The sequence below is a fragment of the Mycobacterium sp. E2479 genome (assembly GCF_001667925.1).
Lineage (GTDB): Bacteria > Actinomycetota > Actinomycetes > Mycobacteriales > Mycobacteriaceae > Mycobacterium.
Window position 1 is genome coordinate 22,020 of sequence record NZ_LZJR01000014.1, and the last position, 20,083, is coordinate 42,102.

The window sequence follows — 20,083 nt, forward strand, 5'->3', positions numbered from 1 at the left end:
GGGTTGCAGACCAAATCCCGCTCGTCGCTGCTAGGACAGACGATATCGATGGAGTTCGACAGCGTAGACGACAACGACCTGGGCGCCGGTCCCGATGTCGAGCAGCAAGCATCGCGCTTGCGCGGCCTGCGACGGGGGTACTCGGCCGAGCAAGATGAGGAAAATGTCCGATCCAACTACGGACGACATCGACCCTTGTGTGCGCGTTTACGGGGCGCGGGTCCACAATCTGCGGGGTGTCGATGTCGCGGCGCCGCGCGATGCGCTGGTTGCGTTCACCGGAATCTCCGGATCTGGAAAATCGTCATTGGCCTTCGGCACAATTTATGCGGAGGCCCAGCGCCGCTACTTCGAATCGGTTGCTCCATACGCCCGTCGCCTGCTATTGCCAACCGGCGCGCCAAAGGTGGATGACATCACCGGGCTACCGCCCGCCGTCGCACTGCAGCAACGCCGTGGTTCGGCGACGTCGCGGTCGACGGTGGGCACCGTGACCACCCTGTCGAACCTGCTGAGGATGCTGTTCTCCCGTGCCGGGACCTACCCGCGGGGGGCCACGGAACGACTGGATTCCGATGCGTTCTCACCGAACACCGCGGTTGGGGCGTGTCCGGAGTGCCACGGGCTGGGGCGAATCCACCGGGTGACCGAAGAGACCCTGGTACCAGACCCGACGCTGACCATCCGCGAAGGCGCCGTTGCCGCATGGCCGGGCGCGTGGCAGGGCCAAAATCTGCGCGACATCCTCGTTACGCTCGGGTACGACATCGACAAGCCATGGCGGAAACTGCCTAAGCGTCAACGTAATTGGATTCTTTTCACCGATGAGCAGCCGACAGTCGAAATTGATCCGAGTCAGCATCCCGTGCAGGCCGAGTATTACTACAACGGCACGTTCTCCAGCGCCGAACGCCACGTCCGCCACACATTGGCCAACTCGCATAGCGCGATGATGCGCCGCCGCGTGCTGCAATTCGTCGACAGCGTCGAGTGCCCAGTATGCGACGGTTCCGGGCTGCGCCCGGAGGCGCTGAAGGTGACCTTTGCCGGGCGCACCATCGCCGACTACACGGCGATGCCGTTGGCCGAGCTTGCTGATACGTTGCGCCCGACGGCTTCTCGGACCGATGCCGCCGCCGCGTACGAGTCAACGCAATCCGGTGAGCTTACGGAAGTGGCGACCAGGATCGCCGCCGACCTCGTCGCACGCCTGCAGGTACTCATGGATCTCGGGCTCGGTTATCTCACCCTCAGCCGCCGCACCCCGACGGTGTCACCCGGCGAACTGCAGCGGTTGCGGCTGGCCACGCAACTGCGCGCCGGCCTGTTCGGCGTGCTTTATGTGCTCGACGAGCCGTCGGCTGGACTGCACCCCGCCGACGCCGAGCCGCTTCTCGAGGTGCTCGATCGCTTGCGGCGCGCGGGGAATTCGCTATTCGTGGTCGAGCACGACATGGACGTGGTACGCCGTGCCGACTGGGTCGTCGACGTTGGGCCAGGGGCGGGGGAGCTTGGTGGGGACGTGCTCTACAGCGGGCCGGTGCCGGGTCTCGCCGACATCGAGGGGTCGGTCACTCGTAAGTACCTGTTCGAGGAGGCCGGGGGGCCGTCGCGTCAAGCCCGCACACAGTCCGGGTGGCTGCGGCTGCGCGGGATCCGCTTCCACAACTTGAGAGACCTCAAGGTGGACTTCCCACTTGGCGTGTACACCGCAGTCACGGGTGTATCCGGTTCGGGTAAGTCGACGCTCGTCGTCAAGGTTCTCGGCGATGTCGTGAACAGCCATCTCGGCACGGGACGAGCAGTCGAGCAAGCCGAACCCGACGACGACGAAGCCGACGGCGGGGTCATCGATCTCGATCACGACGCGAGTGTCGGCGTGACGGCACAGGGCGCCGAGAAGATCAACCGGCTGGTATCAGTCGACCAACGCCCCATCGGACGCACACCGCGCTCGACGCTGGCGACCTACACCGGCCTGTTCGACGCCGTCCGCCGCGAATTCGCCGCGACCCCCAAGGCGCGTCGCCGCGGTTGGACAGCGGGCAGGTTTTCCTTCAATGTGGCCGAAGGTCGCTGCCCCACCTGTCAGGGAGAGGGATTCGTCTCAGTCGAATTGTTGTTCCTGCCAGGCACATACGCGACATGTCCGGCATGTCAAGGAGCGCGTTACTCCGACGAGACGCTTGAGGTGCGTTATCGCGACCGTACGATCGCCGACGTGCTCGCGATGACCGTCGATGAGGCTGCGAAATTCTTTGCCGACGTCGCCAGCGCAGCGCGGAGCCTGACCACGCTGCAAGAGGTTGGACTGGGATACCTCCGGCTCGGACAGCCCGCGACCGAGCTGTCGGGCGGGGAAGCACAGCGGATCAAGCTCGCCTCCGAACTACAGAGACCCCGGCGAGGGCATACTGTCTACGTCCTCGACGAGCCGACCACTGGGCTGCACCCCGCCGATGTCGATCTGCTCGATCGTCAACTACACCAACTGGTCGACGCGGGCAACACCGTGGTGGTAGCCGAACACGACATGCGGATGGTCGCGGGCGCGGACTGGGTGATCGATTTGGGACCGGGAGCCGGCAGCGACGGCGGTCGGGTCGTGGCGGCCGGCCCGCCGCAGAAGGTGGCACGGGCGAAACACAGTCGCACGGGGCCGTATCTGGCGAAGCGATTGGCGCTGTCTGGTACGGGGTGAAGATTGCCCTACTAATTGTCAAGAAGCTCTGAGTCCGAGTCACATCCGCGAATACCGGGTCAGGGCGAAGCTGTACAGGCCGTAGGCGGCAAATCCACTTCCCGCCAGCAGGATCAGCCCTGTGCCGAACGGGGCTTCCCGCAACGTTTTCACCGCGCCGTCGAGACCCGTCGCCTTCGACGGGTCGGCGCGAATGGAGGCGACGACGACCAGCAGGCCGGCACCGGCCAAGACCGCACCTTCGGCGACGTACCCACAAAAACCCAACGCAGTGATCGCCCGCCCGGGTGACACGGTGAGATCATTGCAGAACTTCCGCGATGCTCCCTTGTAGGCGAAGTAGCTGCCGATTGCAACGATCACAAGGCCGACCGTGATGAGGACCAATTTGCCCTGCGTGGATTGCATCAACCGCGCGCTAAGCCCGGCGTTTTGCGCGGCGCTCGATTTGCGCCGGCCCAGCGCGAATTGCATCGCGGTGACGGCGACCGCTGCATACACGATGGCGAGGCCGAAAGCCTTGAGCCGGTTGACCGTTCGAAAATCTTGAGGATCACGCCGACGTTCTGCCGGGTGGAGCCCGACAACGGTTTCCGCAAGCCGCCAAAGCATCAGGGGAACCAGCGCCACCGCTACTGCCCAGAGAGCGAGGAAACCGCCGGTGGTGTCGGCGATAGTTCTCAACGCGCCGGTCTGATCAGCATCACCGTTGCCTCCGAAGGCTATGCGGATGACCAGGTAGGCGACCAACAGGTGCATCAGCCCACTGATGAGATACCCCACGCGCGCCGCGATCTGCGCGCCGCGCTCGGATGTAGCGCGCCGCACGGCATCCGTGGGACTGCTCGCCCCGGCCATTTGGCTGGCGCTCCCCGGCTATATCTGTCGATGTCGCCGGGGCCGGAAGGCGTCTTTGACTTTTTCGCCCGCGTCCCTCAGGTGGGTTGTCCGTTCATCTGCCCTGCCCTCGCCCTCTAGCGTCGGATCGTTGAACGCGCGGCCGATCGCCGCCTTGAACTTGCCCCCAACCCGGTTCAGCTTGTTCCGGGCTTTATCCGCGCCGCTCATCAGCGTGTCCTTCTTTTCGGTTGCAAGTAATGCGTCGAGTGGCGACTACCCGTTTTCCGGCTGAGCCATGCGCCGCGGAGACCTGCCGCAGCCGGTGTGGCCGGACAACCAACAATTTGACTCGCATCGTCCACTCCGGCCGGCACCTCTACGAGAACAGTCGATGTGGGTCGATCACGTCGACCGGCCGGTGCCATGACATGCTGAGCCGGGCCCGACTATCCCACCGCGCAAACCGTCCGTCGAAGCTCTGTGCAACCCATGTCCTGTCGTCACAGCTTGGTCAGTTCCGTGATGGTCTGAATCTCAGAGTTTTGGTACGGCCGCCCGTCGGGCTGGATCAGGTCTTGAAACCAGAGCCTCGGAGCCGTCGTATACGGATGCTCCCAGGAGTCCCACGGCAAGTAGGTTTGGGTCTTACCGGCGACCAGCCCCCAATTGATCGCACCGACGTTGTGCCGCTTGGCAACTGGTAGGACTCCGTCAACGGTGCTGCCCATCGTCCGCGCCAGGTATTCGGTGCAGATGATCGGACGCCCCAATGGGGAAAGTTCCGCGATCCGGGCCTCGAAACCCGCTGGTTTGTCGTAGCAGTGAAAAGTGACCACGTCGGACTTGTTCAGTTGCATGTCAGCGATGTCGCTACGCCTCGCGGAATCTCCCCATGCGCCGTCCCACACGCCACTGGTCAACGGTTGACTCGGATCAGCCGAACGTGCCCACCCGAACGCCAGCGAGAGCAGGTCGGCGACGCGGTCGAGCTTGTCTTTCCTTTCAACCTTGCGATATTCGCGCGAGGGATTGTCGGGCTCATTCCACAAGTCCCATCCCAAAACGCGATCGTCCGTGCGGAATTGCCTCAACACGCCCGTGACGTAGTCGCGCAGGGTGCGGCGGTAGTCGAGGTCATCGAGGTGTTCTGCGCCCGGGCCTTGCACCCAGCCGGAGTTGTGGACGCCAGGCTTCGGCGCCGGTTGCCGCCCCGGGTTGGGGAACGGATCCCAACACGAGTCGAAGAAGACAAACATTGGTTTGATGCGATGGCGGGCCGCAATGCTGACGAATGAGGCCAGACGTTTTTGGAAGCCTCCCGAGTCTTGCGCCCAGAGCCGATCGTGGAGGAAGACCCGCACCGTGTTGAGCCCGTGTAGCTGGGCCCAGCCGAGCTCGGTATCGATGCGCCGGGGGTCGAAGGTGTCGGCCTGAAACATCTCAAGCTGGTTGATCGCGTTCGAGGTGATGTAGTTGGCACCGACGAGCCATCCCTGCGCTTGATACCAGCGGGTGGCTCGGTCGGGCGACCAGGGGCTTTGCTCAGCTGCCGCGCGCGGCATGGGGGCCAGCGTGGTGCCGGCCGCGACTAGCAGCGGCAGCTTCAGCACCGTTCGACGCCTCATGCACTGACGATAGGTCCTCGCGAAGCACGATGGATGGCAGTTACTCCAGCTGATCCATTCGGCTGAGTTCGTTGAACCGGGCCAGCGCCATGTCGCGCTGGTCGGGATCGAAGAACTCGACCCGGGTGACGCGGTCACGGTCGAGAAGGCCGAGCTGGATGAGGGGGATTTCGATTGCGACGCCCTCGGTCGAGGTGCCCCTCACGACCACATCGGCCAGTACCCCCAAGCCCGAATGGGCAAGGATCTGGGCATACTCGGCCCGGTAATCGGGTACCAGCGACGCCAACGTCCGGATCGAGGACATGTAGTCATCGATCGTCTCAGCGCGTGCGTGGGCGAGCTGCCGGTGGCTGACGTACGCAGCGCCATCGAGGCTGGCGGCGATCGCATCCCAGTCATGGCGGTTGGAGATTTCGTTGAGCCGCTGCACCGCCTCGATCACCTCCGGGTGGGCGACCTCGCCAGATGCGATCCACCGAGCGGTGAGCTCATCGAACGCGTCGTTGATGTTGTCCGGATCGAATGTCACCTGCTCGCGCATCAGATCGTCTTCGCCGACCTCCATCACGGACAAGACCTCCCAGGTGATCGGCTGGTCGGCAGCACCGATGTCGCGGATGCAATGGCGAGTCAGTGAAAGATGAGACCCTCTGATTGCGATGGCTTGCATGCTCAGTCGCCAACTGGTTGGCGCCTGGAACAGTTCTTGGACGTTTTTCCACACTGCTAGCCCGGTTAGTCTGGCGCGCAGACCCTTTCGTCGGTCGTCCAATTGAATGTCCTCAGTCATCATGGCGAGGAAAGCACTCATATCCCGGCGGTTGTAAGCATCGACCAGGCGCGACCAGGTCCGGGTCGAAGCATTCTCAAGGCGGGGGACCGGCCGGTCGAGCTCGTCGAATCTGGCGAGGGCGGCATCGAGGTCTGTCTCGTCGAAGAGCTCGCAGTACTGGATCAGATCGCCTTCGACGATTGGAACTTGGATCATTCGCCACTCGGCTTCGAAGCCTTCTTGGGAGGTCCCACGCCCCTTCCACGTGACGACAGCGCCGAGGTTGCTTAGCCGATGCGCGGCCTCGATGTAGATGTTGAGGTCTGGCGTCAGGTCCCAAATCGCGCCGATGGACGCATAGACGTTGGTGTCGCTCCCGCGTCTGAGCGCGAACGGTGTGCCTCGCCGGTGGTCAATGACAACCCAGTCCGCAGAGGGCAATTCGTGCCGGTTGAGCGCCGTGGTGACGCCCGCGATTACCGACCACGTGTGCGCGTGGGCGGCCGCCTCACCGGCGACATATCGGGCATCGAGCTCCTCGAAGGCGGCGTCGAGGTCGTCGGAGTCGAAAATCACCGAGTTGCGGACTAGTCCATCGGCATCGAGTTCGGTGAGCATCAAGTGCTCGTTAGTGATTGGCCGGTCGAATTCGTTGATGTCGCGGTACGTGTCGCGAGTCAACGCGAGGCGGGATCCCCTGACCGCGAGCGGCGCGACTTCCAACCGCCATCCCTTCGGTGCCTCGAAAATCCCGCGCACAAGTTCGGGCCGGGCCGCCAAGCCCTCATCACGCAGGCCCCGTCGCCGGTCGTCATATCGCGCGTCGGCAGTGTTCAGCGCTAGAAGGCCTTCCACGTCACGAAGATTGAAAGCATCGGCGACGCATACACGGGCGCGTGTCGCGACGTTCTCAAGCAGCGGTGCCGAGCGATGGACCTCGTCGAATCTGGCGAGGGCGGCATCGAGATCTGCCTCGTCGAACATCTCGAACCGGCTCACCATGTCGCCGTCGAATGTGAAAATGGCGATCTCGCGCAACTCGAAATCGAAGCCCTCGTGTGACGTCCCGGTAACTACCTCTGTGATGACCGCGCCAAGGCTGCTCAGCCGGTGCACGGATTCTATGTGACCCTTGACGTTTGGGGCCATGTCATAGGTGGCACGTATGTAAGGGATCATGTCGCCGGGCGCGAACGCTCGACCTCGCCGGTGATCGATGTTGATCCAGTCCTGCGTCGTCGGCATTACTTCGTGTCGGTTGTAGGCGGCCTGGGCCTCCGTCACGTTCGTCCACGTTTGCGCGTGGTCGGCGGCTTCGCCGGCGAGGTAGCGGGCGTCGAGTTCAGCGAAGGCGGCGTCGATGTCGTCCGGATCGAACGTGACGATTGCAGCGATCCGCTCGGCGGCGTCGAGCTCGACGATGCCGAGCGCTTCAGTGTGGAACCCCCCAGCCGACTCGTCGTTGGCGGACCATCGGACACGACTGAGGAGGAGGTGCTCCCCGCGGGTCGCGATGTCCTGTGACGTTATGACCTCGACGCCGAGGTCGACGGTCGTCTGCATTTCCGCGATATTGGATTCGCGACCGCGCCGGAGCCCAGCTCCCACCGCACGACGGCGGTCATCGTTGTAGTAGCCATCGTTCAGGACCTCGGTTATCGCGTCCCAGTCGCGGGCGGCGAAGTGTGCCAGGAACCGCTCGACGACTTGACTTGCTCTGTTTCGTGGCCGTCGCGTCTGTGCGTGCAGTTCATCGAAGCGGGCGAGTGCGGTATCGAGATCCGCGTCGTCGAAGATTTCGACACGGCTGAAAAGGCCGCCCTCGATTGTGAATATGCCGATCGTCCGCACCTCTGTGTCGAGGCCTTCTTGCGAGGTCCCGTTTACGACCTGGGTGACGACGGTTCCGAGTGCGTCTAACCGATGCACTGCCTCGGCGTACACGCTGAAGGCCGAAGTGATGTCCCACAGTGCACGAAGAGACGCGGCCAGATCGACGCCTTCGATCGATACGATCGGTCGACGATCGATGTAAATCGCATCCGGAGTCGTCGCTGGAAGTTCGCGCCGGTTGACCGCGGCGTAGGTACGTGCAACAAGCGACCACGCCTGCGCCTGTGTGGCGGCCTCGCCCGCGAGGTAGCGGGCATCAAGCTCGGCGAACGCGGCGTCGATGTCGTCGGGGTCGAACTGGACCGCCGCCGCGATCCGATTGTCGGCGTTGGTCTCGACGATGTTGAGCATTTCGACGCTGAACGCCTCAGGCCCCTGGGCACCACCCGATACGCGGGTACGAGTGAGCGCGAGGCGCTCCCCGCGGGTCGCGATGACAACCGCCTCGATGTTGTTGACCCCTAGGTCAACAACGGCCTGCATATTTGCGATCTGCGCATTTCGGCCGCGTTGGACGCCGCCGCCCACCACCCGGCGACGGTCGTCCGTGGAAACATTGTCGGCGAGCAGCTCCGCGATCGCGTCCCAATCGCGAGCCGCGAGGTAGGCGTTGGAGCGGGCGTACAGTCGGCTTGCCGCATTCTCCAGCCCCGGCGCCTGCGGCTGCAATTCGTCGAATCGTGCAAGGGCCACATCGAGATCGGCCTCGTCGAAAACTTCGGCACGGCTCAGCAGGCCACCTTCGACTGTCTGAACTTCGATCATCCGCAACTCGGCGTCAACACCGTCGTGCGAGGTTCCTGTGTGCACCTGGGTGTAGACGGCGCCGAGTTCTTCCAGCCGATGCACCTCCTCGACGTAGACGTCGTAAGTGGAAAAGATGTCGAACACTGCGCGAATAGATGAGGCCAGATCAGGCCCTTCGATGGATACCAGCGGGCGATGATCGATGTAACCCGGATTGGTCGTCATCGCGGGAAGCTCGCGCCGATTGACCGCGGCCTGGACACCCGCGATCACCGACCACGTATCCGCGTAGGTGGCGGCTTCGCCGGCAACGTAGCGATCGTCAAGCTCAGCGATGGCCGCATCGAAGTCCTCGAGGTCCAATGCGATGCGTGTCACGATCCGTTCGTCGGCGTCGATCTCAACGATGCCGAGGACCTCGGCAACAACCGCCTCGGACTGCTCGTCTCGGACCGAGATGCGATCGCGGCTCAGAGCAAGGAGCTCCCCACGCGTCGCGATAACCGTTGAGGCCCAGGACGTAAGCCCGAGGTCGGCTGAGGCCCGCATGCTCGCGATCGTGGCGTCTCGACCGCGGCGGACGCCTGCGCTCACCACTCGGCGGCGATCGTCGTTGAAAATGTCTTCTGCCAGCATCTCCGAAACCACGTCCCAGTCGCGGGCAACGTAGTGCGTCAGAAAGCGTTCGAATACTTGGCTTGCCGCATTTTCGAGCCGCCTCGCCTGAAAGTGCAGTTCGTTGAACCGGGCGAGCGCGGTGTCGAGGTCTGCCTCGTCGAAGCATTCGACGCGGCTAATGAGGTCGCCTTCGAATGTGACCATCTCGATGTACCGCAGTTCGGCGTCGCCCTCACGCATGGTCGCGTTCACCACCTGGGTGACGACGGTTCCGAGTTCATCCAGCCGATGCACCGCATCGACGTAGGCGCTGAAAGCCGAAGTGATGTCCCACAATGCATGTAGGGACGCGGCGAGATCAACGCCCTCGATCGACACCAGCGGTCGATGATCGATGTAGACCGAATCCGGTGTGGTTGCGGGCACTTCCTGCCGATTTACCTCGGCGGTGATCCGCGCAACAAGCGACCAGATTTCCGCGTGGGTGCTTGCTTCACCGGCTGCATAGCGAGCGTCGAGCTCAGCGATGGCTGCTTCGAAGTCGTCGGGATCGAATATCACGCGCGACACGACCTGGTTTTGCGCGTTGATCTCAACGACGGCTAGTGCCTTCGACGTCCCGGGCCCAGACCAGTGGTCCCAGACGCAGTGACGGCTGAGGACGAGGCGCTGCCCACGGGTCGCAATCGTCATTGCGGTCATATTTGTGACACCGACACCGGCGAGTGCTCGCAGGCTTGCGATCTCCGCATCTCGACCGAGATAAGCACCAGCGTTCACGACGCGACGACGATCATCGACGCGGATGTCGTCGGCGATCAGACCCGCCATGGCGTCCCAATCGCGGACCACGAAGGAGGCCAAGATGCTTTGCTCGACTCGGCTTGCCGCGTTCTCGACTTGCCGCGGCTCCGTTTGGAGTTCCTCGAAGCGGGCGAGGGCAGCATCGAGGTCGACTTCGTCGAAAAGCTCGCAGCCGCCGATGTGGTCACCTTGGAGGGTCAAGACCTGGATCATTCGCCATTCGGCGTCGAAACCGTCTGGTGAGGTCCCATGCGCAATGTGCGTGACGACCGCTCCTACAGCGCTGATCCGATGCACCGCCTCGATGCGGATGCTGAGGTCTGGCGTCTGTTCCCAAGAGGCGCGGACCGAGGCAACCATGTTGCTGGAAGCGAACAGTGCAACCCGACGATGGTCGACGACGGCCCAGTCGGCCTTGGTGAGATCGTGCCGGTTGAAAGCGGCATAGGTATCAGTGATGACTGACCACGTGCGCGCGTGGGCGGCAGCCTCGTCGGCAACGTACCGCGCGTCAAGCTCAGCGAAAGCCGCGTCGATGTCGTCGAGGTCGAATATGACGGCCGCTGCGACCCGTTCGTCTGTGTCGAACTCAAGGACCTGCAGCACATCGAATTGAACCGCGTCGGGGTCGGGTCCTGAGGCGCGCCAATGCGTGAGAATACGGCGCTCGCCCCGGCTCGCAATAATGTCCACGATGGCGGTTGTCGTCAATCCGATGTCGGTAGCCACCCGCAGGTCTTTGATTGCGGCATCTCGACCGCGATAGATTCCGGCGTTGATGACCCGGCGGCGATCGTCGAAGTGATAGTTCTCGGCAAAGTCCTGCGCCATGGCGTCCCAGTCGCGAGTCGCGAAGTGCGTCAGGAAGCGGTCCGCCACAGCGCTTTTCAGTCGGGGGGAGCGCGGCTGAAGTTCTTCGAAGCGGGTGAGCGCCGCGTCGAGGTCCGTTGCGTCGAAGATTTCGCAGCGGCTGATCAGACCACGGTCGACAGCCATGACTTCTATTCCCCGCCACTCGGCTTCAAAGCCGTCTTGTGAAATCCCCTGTGCCACATGACTGCAGACTGCCCCGAGGTTATTCAATCGATGCACTGCTTCTACCCGGAAGCTGACGTCCGGTGCGAGTTTCCACAGCGATTCCAGGAACTCGTTGAGGCGGCCCTCCACGATAATCGTTGGTCGTCGGTGGTCGATGTTCACCCAATCCGGCGTCGTCGGGAAAAGCTCATGCCGGTTCATCGCGGCGTAGGCGCTCGAGATGACCGACCACGTTCGCGCGTACGGTGCCGCTTCGCCGGCCAGGAAGCGGGCGTCAAGCTCCTCGATGGCGGCGTCGATGTCGTCGAGGCCAAATAGCAGGCGGGCAGCGACGCGGTGGTCGGCGTTGACTTCGACCAGGCAGAGCGCTTCGGTGCGGAACGACTCGGACCCTTGATCTTCAACCGCCAAAAGGACATGACAAAGGGCCAGGTGCGCAGCGCGGGTTGCCATCGCGGTAATCGTGGCGTACTTGGCCCCGACGTCCGCGATGGCTCGCATGTCCGCGACTTCGGCATCTCGACCGTGACGAATGCCGGCGTTCACCACTGGACGGCGATCCTCGGAGCAAATGTCTTCGGCCACTAATTCCGCCAGCGCGTTCCAGTCGCGCGCAGCGAAGTAGGTGAAGACCCGTTCAAGGACTTGACTTGCCGCGTTTTCCAGCTGGGGAACATTCGGATGCAGTTCCTCAAAGCGGGCCAGCGCGGCGTCGAGGTCAGTTTCGTCGAAGATTTCGCAACGGTCGATTCGGTCGTCGTCGACCCTTAAGAATTGGATCTGTCGCCACTCGACGTCAAAGCCTTCTGATGACGTTCCTCGCTGCACATGGGTGATCACTGCTCCGAGCTTGCTGAGCTGATGCACCGCCTCGACGTGGATGTTGAGGTCCGGGGTGAGATCCCAGATGGCACGGATGGACGCGAGGATCGTGCCGGGCGCGAAGGGCGTGGCTCGCCGGTGGTCGATGGTGACCCAGTCGGTCGCAGGCAGTTCGTGCCGGTTGAACGCCGCGTAGATACCTGTGATGACCGACCACGTGTGGGCATAAGGGGCCGCTTCGCCGGCGAGATAGCGGGCGTCGAGTTCGGCAATAGCGGCGTCGAAGTTGTCGAGGTCAAACGATATCGACGCGACGATCCGTTCTTCGGCGTCGATCTCGACGATATTTAGGGCATCGTTTTGAATCGTCCCGGGGTCAGGGCCCGCTGCGCGAACACGCACAAGGGCGAGGCGTCCGCCGCGGATCGCCACGATCCCTAACAGCGTTAGTGTGAAGCCGACGTCGGCAATCGCCCGCACATCTTCGATCCCGGCGTCTCGACCACGTCGGATCCCGGCATTCACCACTCGCCGGCGATCTTCGCTAGAAAAGTTATGCGCCACATTTGCGGCCATGGCGTCCCAGTCGCGGGCTGCGAACCACGCGTAGATGCGCTCGTAGGCTCGGCTTGCCGCGTTTTCTAGCCTCGGCGCTGGTGGGCCGAGTTGTTCGAATCTCGCGAGTGCGCCTTCGAGGTCGGACTCGTCGAACACCTCGCAGCGGCTGATCCGGCTACCCTCGACTGTGAGAATGTCGATCATCCGCCATTCGGCGTTGAAGCCCTCGGGCGAGGTCCCCCTCACCGCATGGGTGACGACGGCTCCGTCATTGGACAGCCGATGCACGGCCTCGGTGTAGATCCTTGCGTCAGGCGTTTGATCCCACACCCCGCGAAGGTATGCGGGCAGATCAACCGCTTCGACGGTTAAGACCGGTCGATGGTCGACGTACACCGAATCCGGCGTCGTCGTTGGAAGTTCGTGCTGATTGAACAGGGCACAGGTTTTTGCCAGCACCGACCATGTCTGCGCGTGGGCGGCAGCTTCGCCGGCGAGGTAGCGACGATCGAGTTCCTCTATGGCGTCGTCGAAGTCATCAAGTTCGAACACTACAAGCGCCACAATCCGCTCTTCAGTGTCGATCTCGATGAGATGAAAAACTTCGATTCGAATCGCCTCTGGGTCATAGCCAGTGGCTTGAGTGCGCGAAAGGATGAGCCGCTCGCCCCGAGTCGCAATGATGATCGGCGCCAACTTCGTGAAACCTACATTCGCGGCCGCCTTCGAGTCTTCGATCTCGGCATCTCGTCCAAATCGGGTCCCGGCGTTCGCCATGCGGCGACGATCGTCAATGCAGACTTCGTCGTCCAAGATCTCGGCCATGGTCTCCCAATCGCGGCTCGCGAAGCAGCTCAAGAAGCACTCGTACACTTGGCTTGCTGCGTTTTCCAGCCGCGGTGTCGGGCGGCTTAGCTCATCGAACTTCGCGAGCGCGGCGGCCAGGTCTGCCTCGTCGAATACCTCAGCCCGGCTCAGCATTTCGCCATCGACCATCATGATTTCGACGCCCCGCCACTCGGCGGCGAAGCCCTCGTCCGAGCTTCCATACGCCGCCCACGTGAAAACGGCGCCGAAGTCGTTCACCCGATGAGGTGTCTCGACGAAGATGTCGAGGCTTATGTCGAGGTCCCATCCGGCACGGATGTATTCGATACCCTCACCGGGTGCAAACGATGCCACCCGGCGATGGTCGATACTCACCACATCCGGTGTAGCGGCAGCAACTTCGCGCCGATTGTGCGCAACCAAGGCGCCGGTGATCACCGACCATGTGGCCGCATGGGCCGCGGCTTCACCGGCGAGGTATCGGGCTTCGAGTTCGGCGAAGGCGGCTTCGAGGTCATCGAGCTCGAACACCAAGAGGGCTGCGATCCGTTCGTTGGCGTCGATTTCGATGACTTGAAGGATTTCGACTCGAATCGCCTCGGGGTCGTGGCCGGTGGCTTGAGTGCGCGAAAGGATGAGACGCTCGCCCCGGGTTGCGATGACGGTCGGCGCCAAGTCGGCGAAGCCCACGCTGGCCGCCGCCTGCAGGTCTTCGATCTCGGCGGCTCTTCCGCGTCGGATGCCGGCATTCGCGGCCCGGCGACGATCCTCAACGGAAACGTCCTCGGCGAGGACCTCCCCTATCGCGTCCCAATCGCGGATCGCGAAGCGGCCAAAGAAGCGGTCGGCCACTTTGCTTGCCTTATTTTGCAGCTGCGCTCCTGGCCGGCTGAGCTGTTCGAATCTCGCGAGCGCAGCATCGAGGTCTCCTTCGTCGAATAGTTCGCAGCGGTTGATCATGTCGCCCTGGACAGTCACAACATTGGCTCCGCGCCATTCGCCGTCGAAGCCTTCGTGTGAAATACTCTGCGCCGCATAGCTGTAAACCGCGCCGAGGTCGCTCAGCCGGTGCGCGGCCTCGATGTATACGTTCAGCTCCGCGGCGAGGTCCCACGAAGCCCGGATGTACGCGGTCAGCTCGCCGGGCTCAAATGCGGTGACGCTGCGATGGTCGAGGGTGACACAGTCGTGTGTCGTCGCGGGGAGCTCGTGCTGATTGACCGAGGTGAAGGTTTTCGCGACCACCGACCAGGTGCGCGCATAGGTCGCTGCTTCCCCGGCGAGGTAGCGCGCATCGAGTTCCGCAATGGCCGCCTCGAAGTCATCGAGATCGAACGTAATCACTTCCGCGATCCGTTCGTCGGAATCGATCTGGACGACTTGCAGTACATCGTTTTGGATCGCAGCGGGATCGCGCCCCGCCGCCCTAACGCGCGCCAGAGCGAGACGCTCGCCTCGAGCCGCTCTGACGTCCACCATCGTTATGGTGAAGCCGATGTCGGCCGCCGCCCGCAATTCCTCGATTCCGGCATCGCGACCGTGTCGGAGTCCGCCGTTCACCACTCGCCGGCGATCGTCGATCAACTCGGCCTCGGCGACTACGCCGCTGAGGGCCACCCAATCGCGGGCTTCGAAAAAGGCCAACATGCGCTCGTATGCTTGTGTTGCCGCGTTCTCCAGTCGCCGTGCCGGCCGGTCGAGTTGTTCGAATCCCGCGATCGCGACGTCGAGGTCGGACTCATCGAATATCTCGCAGCGGTTGATCCTTTCGCCCTCGAATGTGAGAAGGATGACGTCTCGCCATTCGGCGTCGAAGCCCTCGGGCGACGTCGCATGCACCGCATGGGTGGTGACCGTTCCGACGCTGCTTAGCCGATGCACCGTCTCGACATAGTTGGTGGCTCGCGGGACGAGATCCCACACGGCACGAATGGATTCGCCCAGGACACCTGCCTCAACCGGTACGACCGCTCGATGGTCGATGTTGACCCAGTCCTGCGTCGTCGCGGGGAGTTCGTGCCGATTCAGTGAAGCGTAGCCCGCTGTGGTCATTGCCCACGTGTCCGCGTACGGCGCCGCTTCCACCGCGAGGTAGCGTGCATCGAGTTCAGCTATGGCGGCGTCGAAGTCGTCGACGTCGAACGCAAGGTGGGCTGCCAACCGGTCGTCAGTGTCGCTCTCAATGACGCTAAGAAACTCGATGCGGTTGTCCTGCATGAAGATGCATGAGCGACATAGCGCGAGGCGGTTGCCGCGGGTCGCGGTGACGTTCGACGTAATCTTCTCGCTGCCTAACTCGGCGACTGCTCGACTGTTGGCGATTTCGGCATCACGGCCGCGTCGGATTTCTGCGTTCACCCCGTGCCGACGATCATGGTCGATCATGTCCTGCGCCATGAGGTTTGCCATCGCATCCCAGTCGCGGGCCGCGAAGCACGCTTGGATGCGCTCGTACACTTGGCTTGCGGCGTTTTGAAGCCGCCGTGCCGACGTGTGTTGCTCCTCCTCGAATCGGGCGTGTGTGGCGTCGAGTTCGGCGACCGCGGCGTCCATGTCATCGACGTCGAAGAACACGTGCAGCGCGATTCGGCCCTCTATGTCGATCCCGTAAAGCTGGAGCAATTCATCGCGCGGCGCTCCCGGGCTCATGTCGGCGGTGCCCAACTCTAATCGGGTGAGAGCCAGCCGGTCGCCGCGCACGGCGATAACGACTTGGCTTGGTCGTACGCGGTCGGTCTCATGAATGCGCCTGTTCTCATGTGCCCACTCGCTCGATTCGACGTCGATTTGCGTGAAGCCGACGACCTTCCGGCGACTCTCAACGTGAACGTGGGGTGCAAACACCTGCTCGAACTCGTCCCAGGCCCCGCGAGCAGCAGCATCCATTGCCCGTTTACCGACGCGCACGCACGGGGTATCGGGTTCGACGGTCGGAGCTTCAGGCGGCGCCGGGGCAGTCGGCACCTTGCGCACATCAAGAAGGACACGCGCCTTCTCGACCAGCGCCGCAGCACCTTTCCTCTCCCACAGGCTTACAGCTCGCTCAGCGGCGGCTCGTACCCCCGCGACGTCGCCTGCAGTGGCCAAAACGTTAGCCAGTGCCAGACATGCGTCGCCGTGGTCAACCAACAAGTCGGTGCGCTCGGCCAGGCTGACGGCGGCCTCGGCGAACCGACGCGCCGCGTCGTGATCATTGCTGCGCGAGAGCAGCTGCGACCGAAGCGTGCGCCAGGCGATCGAGGGCTTCAGCGCGTGACCAGCGAGATGCTCACTTTCCGTGCATAATTCGTCCGCGTCGGTATCCCGGTCGAGTAAAAGGCACGCGCGGCCGAGCAGCGCAGCGGTCTCGGCCGTGTCGGCGTCCAGGCCCATACGGCGAAAGCCGTGGTAGGCCTTACGTAGCGGCGCCTCAGCGGCGGCGGGATCATCGATGACAAGTTCGACAATGCCGGCGAATTGCTCGACTTCTAAAAGCGCATGGCGCAGGCCCAGGTCGGTCACCGTGCGCCGGGCCGAGTCGATCATCCGTCGTGCCGCGGCGCCGCGGCCGCGGAAGGCCTCCAGCACGGCCTGGCATCGCGTCGACGTCGCCTCGACCGCGGGGGAGTCGGTCGTGATCCGGAGCAGCCGCACCACGTCAAGACACCGGCCACCGGCGCGCGGAACAGGATTCGGACCCCACAACGCGGCGAGTGGCGCGCCTGCGAGCACGGCGTTGACTCGGCGGTGTTCACGCGCGCGCCGCGCCGCGGTAAGAGCCTCATCCAGGGCGATTTCGCAATCAGCGATTCGCCCCAGGCGCGCCAGGCATGTGGCGCGCACGGTGTGCGCTTTGGCTTCCCCTGCGGCATCGTCCAATCGGGCCAGCTTTTCCGCGGCCGTGCCTAGCGCGGTTTCGACCTCGTCCAGTCGGTCGGGGTGGATCAGCATCGACAGCTCGCCGTCGAAACACGTCGCCCAAGCTGCCAGTCGCACGGAATCGACTGTCGCTGCTTGTAATTGCGAGACCGCGCCCGCCGCCGACGACACATCACCCGCGGCCAGCAGGGCCTCGCAGCGCGCGATCAGTAGCTCGGCGGCCTGGTCGTCGCGGTCGGGGAGCTCGTCGTCGAGCTCCTCCAGTGCGTGCAGTGCTCTGTCGTACAGCTCGGCGGCGCCTTCATAGCCGAGTCGTGCCATCGCCTGGTCTGCGGCACGCCGGCAATATTCGACGGCCTTGGCGGCGTTTCCGGCCCAGGCGCATTCGAAGTAGTGGTGCGCCAGGTCAGCCAACAGCTCGTCGTCGGCGCCGGGCTCGGTCTCCAGCGTCGCGGCGATACGCTGGTGCAACCGCATGCGGCGCACCGATGCCAGCTCGGCAAGGAGCGACCTTCGCACAATGGCGTGGTTGAACCGGTATAGACCGCCGGGCTCCTCAATGACGATGCCCGCCTTGCACGCCTCGTCGAAAGCGTCAACGAGATCTTGCTCGACCACCCGCTCGACGAGGTCCACGGCGAACCGACTGCCAACCACGGCGGCTGCGGCAAGGGCCTTGTTCGTCTCTGGCGAAAGCCGCGACAGCCGGCGGCTCACGGTTTCCCGGACTCCTTGCGGCAGGGTAGTCGGATCCCAAACGCCGCCACTTTCATCGACATGGCGCAGTGCCTCGATGAGGAAGAACGGGTTGCCACCGGTCACCGAGGCCAACGCCCGCGCGAGCTCTTCGTCGTCGTAGCCGGCCTCGCTGACGTATGCGGTCACGTCCCCCTCGTCGAGGCCGCTGAGTTGGAGGCGGTTTGCAGTGCCGGAATCAGTGCTGCGATGAAGGTCGGCGAGCATGGCCGCCAACGGATGTGAGCGGTCGAGGTCTGTGCTGCGGTACGTCCCGACGATCTGTACGCGGGCCTGGTCGCCGAAGCGCAGCAGATGACGCAGCAAGAGCAGCGTGGGTTTGGCTGCCCAGTGCAGATCGTCGAGTACCACGACGACGGGTGCGCTCGCGGACGCGACTTCCAGCAGCGCTACGACCGCGTCGAAAAGTGCGTAGCGTTCGGTGTCCGGGTCTGCCCGGCTTGGCGCGGTCAGATCGGGTAGGACATCGGTCAGCCCGGGAACCAATGCGAGTAGTGCTTCGACACCGCGCAGTCCGCGTAGCCGGGTGGCGCCGATGCACGGCATCAGCGAACGTAGCGCCTCTGCGAAAGGCTGGTACGGCGCACCGAGATCCTCATCGCAGCGGCCGTAAAGCACGACGGCTCCTTGCTGATAGGCCCGCTGAGACCACTCGCCGGCAAGACGCGTCTTTCCTACACCAGGTTCGCCGGCAATCAGAACCGCGTGGATGCCGCCCGTGCGCGCCGTCTCCCAAACCGACACGAGCCCTTCGAGTTCGTGGGTGCGCCCGACGAATGGACCCGGACCGATCAGTACCGTGGGAAGGCTGGGCCGCTCGAGGGGTGCATCGGTCGTCTCTTCCGTAGGACTGTCCTCGGTAGCCTGCAAGCGAAGCTCGAACACGTGCTCGGGGCGTGCCAAGTTTTTGAGCTGACGCATCCCCAAGTCGTCGAACACGACATCGTCGGGCAGCGAGTCGATAGCGAGTTCGGCTGTCGCACCGGAGCAAAGGATCTGCCCGCCCGACGCCAGGGACCGCAGGCGTGCAGCACGGTTGACCGCCCGACCGAAGTAGTCGCCGTCGCGAAGTTCCGCCTCGCCGGTATGCAGCGCGATGCGAATGCGGATGGGCTCGGTCAGCGCCCATGGTTCTTTGGCGATCGCATCTTGAAGCTCCAGAGCTGCGGCGGCCGCCGCCGACGGCCGATCGAAGACCGAGAAGGTGGCGTCACCCTCACCGCGGGTCTTGAGCAGCCGTCCTCCGCGGGAGGTGACGACTTGTTCGGCGAGCTCGTCGTGACGCGCGAGCGCGATCGCCATGGCGTCGGCGTCGGCCTCCCAAGCGGCGGTTGACCCCTCGATGTCGGTGAGTAAGAAGGTCACGGCGCGTGTCACCGTCGTAAGCTGTTGTCCTACGGGGACTTCCAGCGATGCGTCCTGGGAAACGATCGCGGCTTCCAGCCGCCGAAGTTCTGGCCCGGGGTCGACCCCCAGCTCATCGGCCAGCAGTGACCGCGCCCGCTGGTAAGCGGCCAACGCTTCGCCTTGCCTACCTGCGCGGTAGAGCGCCAGCATCAGCTGGCCCCATCGCCTTTCGCGCAGGGGTGCGTCGGACACCGCGGCCTCGAGCTCGCCGATGATCTCGGCGGCCCGGCCGGTCGCCAATAGAGCATCGGCGCGATCCTCGACCAGCGCGGCGTGGCCCTCTATCCAGCGTGTCTTCTCGGATACTCCTCGGCGGGTATCGGGCAGCTCCGGGATTCCGCGCCAGAGGGTCAGCGCCTCGTCGAAGTAGGCCACCGCTTGGATGCTGTCGCCGGCCGCTGCGGCATCACGGCCAATCTTGGTGGCCACCTTGTAGCGCGACGCATCGGTGTCGGATTTAGTGAGGACCCAGCCCGTTCCCTCGGTCAGGACGAAGCCGTCGTCCAGCGTGCGCCGTAGCGCGGAAATATGAGTCTGGAGCGCTTTGGCGGCGGTGCGCGGGGGATCGTCGCCCCACAGGAGCTCGAGCAGGGTTTCGGCGGACACGATCGAAGAACCGTGCAGCCCGAGCATGGTCAGGATCGCGCGCGGTTTGGCGCCCGGGATTGCGACGGGCGCGCCGTCCCGCCGCACCTGCAGAGGTCCCAAAACCCCCAGTTCCACCGCATGAAGCGTACTCACGTTGCGATAGTCAGGGAGCTGAATCAACGCACGGTCAAGGTCGAGTAAAGGTGTTTGCCGGCTGCGGAGGGG

At 63.8% G+C, this 20,083-nt stretch carries 5 protein-coding genes; 1 reads left to right on the forward strand and 4 read right to left on the reverse strand.

Annotation, left to right across the window (positions count from 1 at the left end):
* Positions 1 to 154 precede the first annotated feature (154 nt).
* Positions 155 to 2,701, forward strand: coding sequence for an excinuclease ABC subunit UvrA (locus A5686_RS02210; protein ID WP_067930426.1), 2,547 nt, complete (start codon positions 155 to 157; stop codon positions 2,699 to 2,701).
* A 39-nt stretch (positions 2,702 to 2,740) separates the two neighbouring features.
* Here A5686_RS02210 and A5686_RS02215 read toward each other — a convergent pair whose 3' ends face one another.
* From A5686_RS02215 to A5686_RS02230, 4 genes are all read right to left on the reverse strand, one after another.
* Complete coding sequence (locus A5686_RS02215; RefSeq protein ID WP_067930429.1) at positions 2,741 to 3,559, reverse strand: DUF1206 domain-containing protein; 819 nt, start codon at positions 3,557 to 3,559, stop codon at positions 2,741 to 2,743.
* A gap of 18 nt (positions 3,560 to 3,577) precedes the next feature.
* Positions 3,578 to 3,769, reverse strand: a complete 192-nt coding sequence (locus A5686_RS02220) for a CsbD family protein (RefSeq protein ID WP_067930431.1) — start codon at positions 3,767 to 3,769, stop codon at positions 3,578 to 3,580.
* 272 nt (positions 3,770 to 4,041) lie between these two features.
* Positions 4,042 to 5,166 carry a 1,4-beta-xylanase gene (locus A5686_RS02225; protein WP_067930434.1) on the reverse strand — a complete coding sequence of 375 codons (1,125 nt, stop codon included), beginning with the start codon at positions 5,164 to 5,166 and terminating at the stop codon, positions 4,042 to 4,044.
* Positions 5,167 to 5,206: 40 nt separating this feature from the next.
* Positions 5,207 to 19,903, reverse strand: coding sequence for a nuclear transport factor 2 family protein (locus tag A5686_RS02230; protein ID WP_231986256.1), 14,697 nt, complete (start codon positions 19,901 to 19,903; stop codon positions 5,207 to 5,209).
* Positions 19,904 to 20,083 lie beyond the last annotated feature (180 nt).

Excerpts from the sequence above, each read along its gene's own strand:
- A5686_RS02210 (WP_067930426.1), top strand. The coding sequence starts at position 155 with ATGAGGAAAATGTCCGATCCAACTACGGACGACATCGACCCTTGTGTG.
- A5686_RS02215 (WP_067930429.1), bottom strand. The coding sequence starts at position 3,559 with ATGGCCGGGGCGAGCAGTCCCACGGATGCCGTGCGGCGCGCTACATCC.
- A5686_RS02220 (WP_067930431.1), bottom strand. The coding sequence starts at position 3,769 with ATGAGCGGCGCGGATAAAGCCCGGAACAAGCTGAACCGGGTTGGGGGC.
- A5686_RS02225 (WP_067930434.1), bottom strand. The coding sequence starts at position 5,166 with ATGAGGCGTCGAACGGTGCTGAAGCTGCCGCTGCTAGTCGCGGCCGGC.
- A5686_RS02230 (WP_231986256.1), bottom strand. The coding sequence starts at position 19,903 with ATGCTCGGGCTGCACGGTTCTTCGATCGTGTCCGCCGAAACCCTGCTC.